The following is a 12,350-nucleotide window of genomic DNA, read 5'->3' on the forward strand; positions in this document are numbered from 1 at the left end:
ACGTCAAAGTTCATCAGGCTTCCGAAACACTATCCCACTCAATACTCTCGATACTCGGTTCCAGCATAAGTGGCGCAACCACCTTGTGCTGAAGCTCTTCGGGGTGGTCTTCCATCGAAACCAAAACCGCGATTGTTTGCGACCCGTCTGCGCTGTCTCCTTTTTCGAACCCCACGATTCGAATGTCATTTTGGGCCAGAGCCTTCAAAACCGCGACACGCGCATCGGCCTGCGTCTCTTCCTTGCATTGCAGCAGAATCTTGAATTCTTGCGTCAACGGAACCCCGGCCCGCGTTGTACGCTTGAGCCATTTTACCAATGGCCTGAGACCCAGGTTCACGAAAATGACGAAGCCCGTCATCATCAAAGCGAACAGCCAAGCCCCCGTCCCCGCCATCATTCCAACCGCCGCCGAACACCATAAGGTTGCGGCCGTATTCAGACCGTGGATCGTGAAGCCGTGACGAAAGATGATCCCAGCCCCTAAAAATCCAATACCGGATACGACCTGTGCCGCCACTCGGGTTGGGCTGACTTCATCCGGAAACAGCGCAGAAAACACAACAAAGGCCGCAGCGCTCAGGGCCACCAGTGCGTTTGTGCGCAAACCCGCCATCCTCTGTCGGACTTGCCGTTCCGACCCGATCAATGCGCCGCAAAACAACGCCAGCGCCAGATTCAACGCAGCAATTTCTATCGAAATCGGCAATTCATGATCCTTATCCAGACGAATCCAGACTAGGATTCCATCCGGTTGTCATATTTTTGTTACAAAACTTTTACAATTGGCTTTTTTCCGGTCCTGAAAATCCACAGGAATTGGATGTCGCCCTTGCGAATTGAGCGGGCTTGCCCTAAGGCGCAGGCATGACCCAGACATCCCATGACCGCCTTCTGATCATCGACTTCGGCAGCCAGGTGACGCAGCTCATTGCCCGCCGCCTACGTGAGCTGAATGTCTACTGCGAAATCCACCCATATCAGAACGTCACGATGGATTTCGTGCGGGAAATGGCCCCGCGCGCCGTGATCTTCTCGGGTGGTCCCGACAGCGTGACACGCGAAGGTTCGCCCCGCGCACCGCAAGAGATTTTCAATTATGGCGTACCAATTCTGGGCATCTGTTATGGCCAGCAAGTGATGATGCATCAACTGGGCGGCAAGGTGGAAAGCGGCCACGGCACTGCTGAATTTGGTCGGGCTTTTGTCACCCCTGAAAACACCTTGGATGTTCTGGACGGCTGGTTCGTCGATGGGGATGAGCAGGTCTGGATGAGCCACGGCGATCACGTCAGTGAAATCGCGCCCGGGTTTGAGGTCTTTGGCACCTCGCCCAACGCGCCTTACGCGATCACGGCTGACGCATCGCGCCACTTCTATGCAGTGCAATTCCACCCCGAGGTCCATCACACGCCCAAAGGTGCTAAACTGTACGAGAATTTCGTCAAGCTGGCGGGTTTCAAGGGCGACTGGACCATGGGTGCCTATCGCGAAGAGATGATCCGCAAAATACGCGAACAGGTCGGCGACAAGAAGGTCATCTGCGGTCTGTCCGGCGGGGTCGACAGCTCGGTCGCGGCGATCCTGATCCACGAAGCCATCGGGGATCAGCTGACATGTGTCTTCGTGGACCACGGTTTGCTACGTAAAAACGAGGCCGAAGAGGTCGTGGGCATGTTCCGCGACAACTATAATATTCAGCTGATCCATGCAGACGAAACCGAGTTGTTCTTGGGTGAACTCGAAGGTCAAAGCGATCCGGAAACCAAGCGCAAGATCATCGGCAAGCTGTTCATCGACGTGTTCCAGAAACACGCCGACACCATCGAGGGTGCTGAATTCCTGGCTCAGGGTACGCTCTATCCGGATGTCATCGAATCGGTGTCCTTCTCGGGTGGGCCTTCGGTGACCATCAAGTCGCACCACAACGTGGGTGGCCTGCCGGAAAAGATGGGTTTGAAACTGGTCGAACCGCTGCGTGAACTCTTCAAGGACGAAGTTCGCGCACTGGGCCGTGAACTCGGACTGCCGCAGAGCTTCATCGGCCGCCACCCCTTCCCCGGACCGGGCTTGGCAATCCGCTGCCCCGGCGAGATCACCCGTGAGAAGCTGGAAATTCTGCGCGAGGCCGATGCCGTTTATATCGACCAGATTCGCAAGCATGGCTTGTATGACGAAATCTGGCAGGCGTTTGTCGCCATCCTGCCTGTCCGCACCGTGGGTGTCATGGGCGACGGTCGTACCTATGACTATGCCTGTGCGCTGCGGGCCGTCACCTCAGTCGACGGTATGACCGCTGACTACTATCCGTTCAGCCACGAGTTCCTGGGCGAAACCGCCACACGGATCATAAACGAGGTCAAAGGCATCAACCGATGCACCTATGACATCACATCGAAACCGCCGGGAACGATCGAGTGGGAGTAAACCTGCCACATTGAGCACGGGCGTTTTCTACTCAACACTCAGGACCAATAGTGTTGGGAAATTCGGATTTGCAGATACGTTGGTCGCTTTGATCCACGTTCTGCAAATCGAATGCGCCTGCAACCAGAGCCGATGCGCAGTAGATCGGGTTTTGGAAAATCGCGTAAACTCTGTAAGTTATGCCATTTATCTGCTGTCGCCCGGCGGTATTGTTTTTATTGTAGCGCATTTGGGCATTTCCATACCTAAACGACCATTGACCCGTTGACATTCGGAATGCCTAAGAGTGCTGTGTAGGCGCACCCGGATCAGCAGATTTATCGTGACACAGCCACAAGCAAAAACACTTCAAGCTGCACTCTGGATGACCGGTGCCATTGCTTCTTTTTCATCCATGGCCGTTGCCGGGCGCGAGTTGAGCCTGACCCACGACACTTTCGAGATCATGATGTACCGCAGCATCGTGGGTTTCTTTACCGTGGCTGTCGTTTTAACAGTCACAGACAACTGGACGCAGGTTTCAACGGAACGCTTGCGATTGCACGCCATACGCAACACACTGCATTTCACAGGACAAAACCTGTGGTTCTATGCGCTTGCGGTGGCCCCGTTGGCGCAGGTCTTTGCGCTGGAATTTACGCAACCCCTCTGGGTCATTCTGCTGTCCCCTCTGTTTCTCAAAGAACGCCTGACCCCGCTTAAGATTGTAGCAGCGCTTATCGGATTTGCAGGTGTTCTGATCGTCACCCGACCCGGCTCGGCACCGCTGAGCCCCGGCCTTGTCACCGCGGCGCTGTCGGCGATTTTCTTTGCCTTTACAACGATCACCACCAAGAAACTCACACGATTCGCCAGCATTGGGTGCATCGTTTTCTGGTTAACGGCCATGCAGGCTGTATTGGGGGCTGTAGCGGCGGGTTTCGATGGTCAGGTTTCACTGCCGAACGCAACCACGGCCCCTTACCTTGTACTTGTAGGGTTGGCCGGATTGCTGGCCCATTTCTGCATCACCAATGCGCTGGCCATTGCCCCGGCCACCGTCGTCATTCCATTCGACTTTGCCCGGCTTCCCACGATAGCGGTCGTTGGCATGATCCTATATCACGAACCCATCGACCATTGGGTTCTGATCGGTGCTGCGGTCATTTTCTCTGGCATCTTTTTAAATACCTGGTCTGAAAATCGTAGCAATTTGGCAACAACTTCAAACATGAGTCGAACCAAGTAACGCTCCGTCACCAGTTGACCTTAAAGTAACCAAAAAGAAAGTATCGTGCGGAATACAACGGGCAGGCGATCTATTCACTCACTACAGTCGCCAATAAAACCCGCAGGAGACCTACAGGGAGGACAGAATGAAAAGAACATTGCTCACAACCTGCGCGCTGTGCGTTGGGGCCGCGACAGCCCATGCAGGTGGCCTTGACCGAAGCGGTCAGGGGATCAATTTGATTTTCGAAGAAGGCTCGGTCGTGCAGTTCCGTCTTGGATATACCAATCCAAGCGTGACCGGAACAATGCCTGCATTAGCAGGTCCAAACATTGGTCAACCTCAAGACTCTGGCGAGGTGGCGAACGACTTTTTTACGCCGCACCTGGGCTACAAGGCGGCGCTGACCGAACAGCTTGATTTCGCGATCATGTATGATCAGCCTTTTGGCGCTGACATCCAATATGCAGCTAATTATCCACTGTCGATCAACCCAATTCCCGGTGGTCGGTCGGACGTTCTGAGGGCAACGGCGGACACGGATGCGATCACCGCATTGTTGCGCTATAAGTTCGACGGAGGCTTTAGTGCCATCGGCGGCATTCGTGCGCAGCGCGTAAAAGCGTCAGTCACCGTACCACTTGCTGCGGGCTATAACGTAGACACGAACGCTGACACAGCATTTGGGTACGTAATAGGTGTAGCCTGGGAAAAGCCTGAGATCGCGGCCCGCGTCTCGCTGACCTACAACTCGAAGATCAGCCATGATCTTTCGCAGACAGAATCTCTGAACCCACCGCCAATTCCCCCAATTCCTCCGGGAACGGTTGCAACCTTCAACACCAACAGCGAAATTGAAACGCCCCAGTCCATCAATCTGGACTTCCAGACAGGTGTTGCCCCCAAAACCTTGCTGTTCGGATCGGTACGTTGGGTCGACTGGCCACAGCTGGTTTACAACCCGCCAAACTATCCACCGACCAGCAACCTTGTTGACTATGACGATGCCACCTTCACCTACTCACTGGGACTGGGCTACCAGTTCTCGGAAGAGTTCTCCGGCGCTGTGACTCTTGGCTACGAGTCGTCTCAAGGTACCCCGGTTTCAAACCTCGGTCCGACCGATGGTTTCTGGAGCATCGGCGTAGGCGGTACCTACTCTCTTGAGAATGCACAGATTTCTGGCGGCATTCGCTATACGGATATTGGCGACGCAACAGCAGACGGCGCTGGTCCCGGTGCGCGCGCAACATTCACAGGCAACAGCGCCTGGAGTGTTGGGTTCCAGATCACATACGCTCTGAACTGATCGCCACCATCTCAGAACATGTCAAAGCCCCGCTGTTTCAGCGGGGCTTTTTCGCAAGAACCGGGTCGCGGTATGAGCCCCTGGATGAGACAGTGACGCCATGAATGCTCAAAAACACCTCTCACCCCACGCCTGGGCCGAACTCGTGCTGCTAGGAATCATTTGGGGCGCGTCCTTTGTCTCGATCCGAATCGCGCTGGACACGATTCCAGTCATGACGTCCGTTCTGCATCGCACCTTTTGGGCCATGCTGGTGCTTTGGCTTGTCGTATGGGCCCAAGGGCACAAAGTGCCGCGTGCGCCTCGGGTTTGGGGTGCGTTTCTGATCATGGCGCTGCTCAACAATGCCATCCCCTTCAGTCTCATGGCTTGGGGGCAGCTCTACATCGACACCGGATTGACCGCGATTCTGAACGCAACAACCGCCGTTTTTGGAGTGCTGGTTGCAGCACTGTTTTTTCGCGATGAACGCCTGACAAGGTCGCGTCTGTTTGGCGTATGTCTAGGCTTTATCGGCGTCACGATTGCCATCGGGATTCAAAACTTCATTGGGTTCAGCCTGCAAAGCACAGCGCAGCTTGCGGTACTGGCAGGAACAGTTTCGTACGCCTTTGCGGCCGCGTGGGCCCGATACGCTCTGTCCGACCTTCCACCGATCGTTGCTGCGGCTGGCATGTTGACGGGATCGACCATTTTGGTCCTTCCGCTGACACTTATGATCGACGGCTGGCCAAGTCTGGTTTTGCCAGCCGTCACCTGGGCTGCCATCGCATATTATGCGATCGTTGCAACCGCCGGGGCCTATCTGCTGTACTACCGTGTTCTGGCCATGGCCGGCAGTGGCAATCTGATGTTGGTGACACTGGTTATTCCCCCTGTCGCCATCGTTCTGGGGTCATTACTGCGCGGTGAAGCCCTGCCCCCCAATGCCTATTTGGGCTTTGGCATTCTTGCCACGGGTCTTTTGGTACTCAATCGCTCTGGCCGTCGTGATTGACGTCGTCCGTTGCCCGATTTAGCAAAGGCAAAAATAGGGACGACAGCTCACCATGATTTACACCTCCGCCGAAGACTGGCGCACCGCCCGCCGCAAGAAAGTGCTGTTCTTTGGCATGTCTGGCCTGGGCAAGACCTATGTCTCTAACATCCTCAGGGATTCTGGGAACTGGTTCCACTATTCGATCGATTACCGGATCGGCACACGATACATGGGCGAATACATCACCGACAACGCCAAGGCCGAGGCTATGAAGGTTCCGTTTCTACGAGAACTGCTGTTGTCGGATTCGATCTTTATCGGCTCGAACATTTCGTTCGAAAACCTGACCCCAGTTGCCACCTATCTTGGCAAACCAGGCAATCCGGCTCTCGGTGGTCTTGAGATGCCAGAGTATCGTCGCAGACAGGAACAGTTCCGCCTGGCTGAAATTCACGCCCTTCTTGACACCGAGTATTTCATCGATCGTGCTGAACGTTTGTATGAATACCCGCATTTTATTTGTGATACGGGCGGTTCGATCTGCGAATGGGTCGACCCCGAAGACCCCAAGGATCAGATCTTGTCAGAGCTGTCCCGTCACACTCTTATGATCTGGCTGAAGGGTGATGAAGGACACACAACCGAATTGGTACGCCGGTTCGATAAAGCACCCAAACCCATGTCTTATCAAGCCGACTTTCTGACCCGCACATGGGCCGAGTATCTGGATCAAAAAGGGTGCGCAGAATCCGATGTAAACCCCGATGATTTTGTCCGCTGGACCTATGCACAGGCTCTGGCGCACCGACAGCCTCGCTATGAGGCGATGGCCAAAAACTGGGGCGTGACGATTGCCGCAGATGACATTGGTAAGATCCGCGATGCGGCTGATTTCGATGAGTTGATCGAGCGCACCCTTGAGACCGAGCCCAAGAACGCCTAACTAGCAGTTTTCCTTATTCTCTTCGAAGTCTGACACATGCCCATCAAAATCCCATCTGATCTTCCTGCTTTTGACGTCCTGACGAAAGAAGGCGTCATGGTCATGGATGAAGATCAGGCCATGCGTCAGGACATTCGACCTTTGCGCATCGGGTTGTTGAATCTGATGCCCAAGAAAATCCAGACGGAAAACCAGTTCGCCCGCCTGATTGGTGCGACGCCCTTGCAGATCGACCTGTCCCTGATCCGCATGACGGAACATCGTACCAGGAACACTGCGGCAGAACACATGTCGGAGTTTTACCACCCCTTTCAGGAGGTCAAAGACCAGAAGTTTGACGGTCTGATCATTACGGGTGCGCCGATCGAGCATCTGGAATTTGGCGACGTCACCTATTGGGAAGAGATCAGCAAGGTCTTCGAATGGACGCAAACGAATGTTCATTCCACCTTTGGTGTCTGCTGGGGCGGTATGGCGATGATCAACCATTTCCACGGCGTGCGTAAACACATGCTGGATGCCAAGGCCTTTGGTTGTTTCCGCCACCGGAACCTGAACCCGGCCTCGCCGTTCTTGCGTGGGTTCTCGGATGATTGTGTGATCCCGGTCAGCCGCTGGACGGAAATGAAACAAGATGAAATTGATCGCGCCTCTGGTCTGAATACTCTTCTGGGTAGCGATGACGTGGGCCCTTGTCTGGTCGAAGATCCCGAGCACCGTGCACTCTATATCTTCAACCATTTCGAATATGACAGCGATACGTTGAAACAGGAATATGACCGGGACGTTGCCAATGGCACGCCAATCAACGTGCCGGTCAACTACTACCCGGATGATGACCCTTCTAAGACGCCACAGAACCGATGGCGCAGCCATGCGCATCTGCTGTATGGCAACTGGATCAACGAGATCTATCAGTCCACACCTTTTGATATGAGTGAAATTGGCAAGTAAAGCTTTGATATCCATTGGTCTTATCGTTTTAGGCCTGGCCGTTTTGACCGCTTGGCGCAGCGCCAGGAATGAGGCGATGGCCGAGGCAGCCTTTCCGCCAGAAGGTCATTTCCTGGATGTCGACGGCATCGCCGTTCATGCCGTTGTCATGGGAGAAGGCCCGGATGTCGTTCTGATCCACGGATCCAGCGGGAACACACGTGACATGACCTTCGCGCTGGCCCCCATTCTGGCGCAGAACTTCCGTGTCATCGTGTTTGATCGTCCTGGTCTGGGTTATTCTGAAAGCTTTAACCCCAACGGTGAAACTATCATCGAACAAGCAGATATTCTGCAACGTGCAGCGGCTCAGCTTGGGGCGGATAAACCCATCGTTGCAGGCCAAAGCTATGGCGGGTCGGTCTCGCTTGCCTGGGCTGTGACGCGTCCTGATAACATCTCGGCCCTTGTTCTGATCGCCCCCGCTGCTATCCCGTGGGAAACACCTTTGGATGGGTTCAACCGGCTGGCCTCAACCACCGCAGGCAATGCGCTGGCCCTGCCCCTGATCAGCTCGTTCATACCCGACTGGTATGTCACCCAAGCGCTGGACAAAGTGTTTGCACCGCAATCAGCGCCCAAGGGATATGCCGAACACTTCGGTCCCGGGCTAACGATCCGGCAGGGTTCGATGCACGCAAACGCCAAACAGCGCGCCAATCTGTTGGATGAGATCACACGCCTACAGCCAAGATATAGCGAGATTTCCGTACCGACGGAAATCATCCACGGAACCGCTGACGATACGGTTGGTCTTGAATGGCATTCAGAACGCCTGATCGACCAGATCCCCGGGGCCGAACTTATCGAGTTGCCCGGGATCGGACATATGCCACAGGTGGTCGCCGCCCCGGAAGTTGCAGCCGCAATAGATCGTGCGGCACAGCGCGCAGGTTTGCGTTAGTCAGGGCTCTAATCCATAGTAAGATATGGATTTTATCGCGAGGTGACATATGGCCCGGTCCGAAAAAGGTTCAATCGAAAGATATTATCAAAAAGACGCTCCCAAAGCGGTGCGGGAAGAAATCAAAAAATCAGGAAAAGGGGATATTCTGAACGTCTCTTACCCCTATCGCGAGAAAATGAAGACCAAGGACTATGACGATCAGATGGATCTTCTCCAGATTGAGCTGGTCAAGATGCAGTCCTGGGTGAAAGAAACCGACCAGCGGGTGGCGATCATCTTTGAAGGTCGTGACGCCGCCGGCAAAGGTGGCACCATCAAACGGTTCCGTGAAAACCTGAACCCGCGCGGCGCGCGCAACGTAGCACTTGCCAAACCTTCAGACGCGGAACGCAGCCAATGGTATTTTCAGCGTTATATCTCTCACCTGCCTGCTGCGGGCGAAATCGTGTTCTTTGACCGAAGCTGGTACAACCGGGGTGTCGTCGAGAATGTTTTCGGGTTTTGTACACAGGAGGAACGTGAGCGGTTTTTCCGTCAGGTTTTGCCGCTGGAAATGGGTCTGGTGAATGACGGCATTCAACTTTTCAAGTTCTGGCTCAATGTCGGGCGCGCTGAGCAGCTGAACCGTTTTTTGGCACGTGAAACAGACCCGCTCAAACAGTGGAAGCTTAGCCCGATTGATGTGGCGGGCCTGAACAAGTGGGATGAGTATACACAGTCGATCTCGGAAACGCTGACCAGATCGCACACCGATGTATGCCCTTGGACGATTGTGCGTTCAGACGACAAAAAACGCGCACGTCTCGCTGCCATTCGCACCGTGCTGCACGCGTTGGACTATGATGAGAAAGACAAAAAGAGCATCGGAAGGATTGATCCAAAGATTTGCGGTGGCCCGGATATTTGGGATGCATAAACCCTCGTTTCATCGCGTCCATATGGTGGCAAAGGTTGGACGGTCGCACATGTATGCGCTATCTCTTTGCTTTTTAACACTGAATCAAAACAACTGAGGGCTGGATGACGAAACGCGGTTATCACCACGGGAACCTGAAACAGGCTTTGGTCGAGGCCGCCTTGTCCCTGATCGAAGTAAAAGGCCCGACCGGTTTCACTCTGTCCGAAGCCGCAAAAACCGCCGGAGTGACGCCCGCAGCTGTATATCGCCATTTTCAGGGGCGCGAGGACCTGATTGCCGAGGCCGCGCGGCAAGGGTTCGAGATGTTCGCTGACCTCATGCAATATGCCTATGACAAGGGGCAACCGTCAGCGCTGGCGGCATTCGAGGCAACCGGACGCGCCTATCTGGCCTTTGCCCGCAAGAACCCCGGCCATTACATCGCCATGTTCGAGAGTGGGATTTCCTTAAACCGGACGACCGAGCTCTCGCTGGCGGCCAATCGCGCCAAATCGGTTTTGGAAAAAGCAGCGGCGGACCTGTCTCAACATATTCCGCCAGAAAAACGCCCACCTGCATCAATGTTCAGCGCTCATATCTGGGCGATGAGCCACGGTGTTGTTGAACTGTTCGCGCGCAACACGGGCGCGACTTCACCTTTCCCACCCGAAGAATTGTTGGAAAGTGGAATTGGCATTTACCTGCGCGGTCTTGGCCTCATTCCGCAGGACGACTGAAACAGGTCAGAGCAACCTGTTGCCCTGTGGCATGCTCAGACCTGAGGTCACATTGATCAGGTCCATCTCGCCGATACCCTTGATGTCGACACACCCAAGGTCAGAAACCTGAAATTCGTCGATCAGCGCATATTTCATCTCTTCCGGGGCCACGATATTCATCGGGTTGGCAAATACTTGCAAGCGGGAAGCAATATTCACAGCCGGACCAAAAACGTCATAGACATATTTTTGAATACCGACGACCGATCCGACCGCAGCCCCCATCCCCAAACCGATCCTGGCCTGCCATTTATGCGGGTGGCTTTCGTTCCGGCGCTCCAGATAACGCAGAAAACGTACGGCACAATGTGCAACGGCCGTGGCGTGATCCGGGGTTGGGTCAGGCATGCCGGACACCGCCAGATAAGCGTCACCAATTGTCTTTATCCGCTCGCACCCGAATTGCTCGACGATGCGGTCAAAGGCTGTGAAAATATCGTTCAGCTCACTAAGGGTCACGGTCGGATCCGTTTTGGCAGCAAAATCGGTGAACCCGACAAAATCCAGCATGACCACCGATACCTGCTGGTACAGCTGCGGTGTCACGACACCAAAGGTCTTAAATTCTTCATACACAGCTTTTGGCATCAGGTTCAGCAACAGACGCTCCACCCTCTCCTTTTCGCGCTCAAGTTCTCGGGTATTGCGCTCGACCATAGTGGAATAGCTGTCGATCATGCTTTCCAACTCGCGAATGCGCGTGATGTTTTGACATTCGACAATCAGCACCTGTTCAGAAAGACCATTGGCCAGAGACACTGCCACCGCAAAGATCAACGTTCGGCGTTTTGGTTTGATCTGAAGTTCGACGGAATACCTAAGGCCAGATTGTTTGACATCCTCCAGCTCTTTGGAGTCGAGGTCCGGCAGAATGTCTGTAAGCATATTGCCTTCTTCTGGTACCCCAAACCATTCCGCGAAAGGTCCGTTGTGAAACACAAACTCCAGATCCGAGGCACGAACCACGGCGACACCAACACCAATGGCACGCAACAGTTGCTCATTGATTGCCAGTATGCTCATGCCGCTGTCCGGACGACGATGATGGACCGTTTGCCCTCAATTGCAGCCAGCGCTGTTTTGATGTCATTGTCCGACATGCCATGAACGCTCAGCGCATCGCCGAACAGTTCCGCCATGACGTCGAATTCATCGTGCGAGATGTTCAGATGCCGATGAACAGCTTCAATTCTGTCGTCGTTGAAGGATGCAGGACCGCCGATTAACGAAGACACAAACTTCGTCTGATGGTCGATCAGACGGGGCATATCGATGTCTTCGAAGTAATGGCCGATTTCGTCAGAATCCAATGCCATCTCATAGAAGGTCATTACTACGCGGCTGATTGTTTTGAAGCCGCCATACTTTTCATAAAGTGTCTGTGCCACACGAATACCCGCGCGTTACTGATCAATAACACCACAAGTCTATATCAATTTGATATTTTTGTTAACGTTTATGATCTACCCGATCCGGCCGACGGAGAACTTTTGGGGAATACAAACCAGAACCGCCACAGGTTTCAGCGGGTGAACAACTTCAAGGGATCAATGCAGCAGATTTAGCAAACGCAAGCGCCGAGATTTAATGACCGCTCCCACCCGTTCGTTCATCACGAAAGTTTCGAAGTTTGCCAACAGTGAAACAACTCGACCAGCACCAGTTCGCCTACTGCCGTCAATTTTAGGAAGGTTATGGCGGAGAGACAGGGATTCGAACCCTGGAGACGGTTTCCCGCCTACACACTTTCCAGGCGTGCGCCTTCGACCACTCGGCCACCTCTCCGTGTCGGCGTTATTTGGACCAATGCGGTTAGATTTGCAAGGCCCCAATGTGGCGAAAAATCGGGAACGGAACAAATAAGTTATTCAGTTCTCACGCGGCTTTCACAACGCAAATACCTGC

At 54.1% G+C, this 12,350-nt stretch carries 12 protein-coding genes and 1 tRNA gene; 9 read left to right on the plus strand and 4 right to left on the minus strand.

The annotated features are described in order from the left end of the window. Positions 1–13: 13 nt before the first annotated feature. Positions 14–709 (minus strand): MgtC/SapB family protein, encoded by a 696-nt coding sequence (locus tag GS632_RS03805; protein ID WP_171089683.1) that lies wholly within the window; start codon positions 707–709, stop codon positions 14–16. 158 nt (positions 710–867) lie between these two features. On the opposite strand from GS632_RS03805, the gene guaA reads away from it, so the two are divergent. The 9 genes from guaA (at position 868) to GS632_RS03850 (ending at position 10,403) form a co-directional block, all read left to right on the plus strand. Further along, on the plus strand, positions 868–2,427 hold the full coding sequence (gene guaA / locus GS632_RS03810; RefSeq protein ID WP_171237481.1) for a glutamine-hydrolyzing GMP synthase: 1,560 nt from the start codon (positions 868–870) through the stop codon (positions 2,425–2,427). 364 nt (positions 2,428–2,791) lie between these two features. Beyond that, positions 2,792–3,655 (plus strand): DMT family transporter, encoded by an 864-nt coding sequence (locus GS632_RS03815; protein ID WP_171237583.1) that lies wholly within the window; start codon positions 2,792–2,794, stop codon positions 3,653–3,655. Between the two features lie 127 nt (positions 3,656–3,782). Further along, a complete protein-coding gene (locus GS632_RS03820; protein WP_171174378.1) occupies positions 3,783–4,946 on the plus strand; it encodes an OmpP1/FadL family transporter in 1,164 nt (387 codons plus the stop codon). Positions 4,947–5,046: 100 nt separating this feature from the next. Then, positions 5,047–5,943 carry a DMT family transporter gene (locus GS632_RS03825; protein ID WP_171721379.1) on the plus strand — a complete coding sequence of 299 codons (897 nt, stop codon included), beginning with the start codon at positions 5,047–5,049 and terminating at the stop codon, positions 5,941–5,943. A 52-nt stretch (positions 5,944–5,995) separates the two neighbouring features. Continuing rightward, a complete protein-coding gene (locus tag GS632_RS03830) occupies positions 5,996–6,868 on the plus strand; it encodes an ATPase (protein WP_171234150.1) in 873 nt (290 codons plus the stop codon). 36 nt (positions 6,869–6,904) lie between these two features. Further along, complete coding sequence (gene metA / locus GS632_RS03835; RefSeq protein WP_171237479.1) at positions 6,905–7,822, plus strand: homoserine O-succinyltransferase; 918 nt, start codon at positions 6,905–6,907, stop codon at positions 7,820–7,822. Beyond that, complete coding sequence (locus GS632_RS03840) at positions 7,812–8,765, plus strand: alpha/beta fold hydrolase (RefSeq protein ID WP_171174387.1); 954 nt, start codon at positions 7,812–7,814, stop codon at positions 8,763–8,765. Before metA ends, GS632_RS03840 begins: the two co-directional genes overlap by 11 nt. A gap of 49 nt (positions 8,766–8,814) precedes the next feature. Beyond that, positions 8,815–9,684, plus strand: a complete 870-nt coding sequence (gene ppk2 / locus GS632_RS03845) for a polyphosphate kinase 2 (RefSeq protein ID WP_171234147.1) — start codon at positions 8,815–8,817, stop codon at positions 9,682–9,684. Positions 9,685–9,788: 104 nt separating this feature from the next. Next, on the plus strand, positions 9,789–10,403 hold the full coding sequence (locus tag GS632_RS03850; protein ID WP_171174391.1) for a TetR/AcrR family transcriptional regulator: 615 nt from the start codon (positions 9,789–9,791) through the stop codon (positions 10,401–10,403). Positions 10,404–10,409: 6 nt separating this feature from the next. Here GS632_RS03850 and GS632_RS03855 read toward each other — a convergent pair whose 3' ends face one another. From GS632_RS03855 to GS632_RS03865, 3 genes are all read right to left on the minus strand, one after another. Next, positions 10,410–11,468 carry an adenylate/guanylate cyclase domain-containing protein gene (locus GS632_RS03855; protein ID WP_171721378.1) on the minus strand — a complete coding sequence of 353 codons (1,059 nt, stop codon included), beginning with the start codon at positions 11,466–11,468 and terminating at the stop codon, positions 10,410–10,412. Beyond that, positions 11,465–11,833 (minus strand): group 1 truncated hemoglobin, encoded by a 369-nt coding sequence (locus GS632_RS03860; protein ID WP_171174395.1) that lies wholly within the window; start codon positions 11,831–11,833, stop codon positions 11,465–11,467. Before GS632_RS03860 ends, GS632_RS03855 begins: the two co-directional genes overlap by 4 nt. Positions 11,834–12,140: 307 nt before the next feature. Then, positions 12,141–12,230, minus strand: a tRNA-Ser gene (locus GS632_RS03865). Positions 12,231–12,350 lie beyond the last annotated feature (120 nt).

Origin of the sequence: Ruegeria sp. HKCCD7296, assembly GCF_013110775.1 — a bacterium.
In the GTDB taxonomy this organism is placed as follows: Bacteria; Pseudomonadota; Alphaproteobacteria; order Rhodobacterales; family Rhodobacteraceae; genus Ruegeria.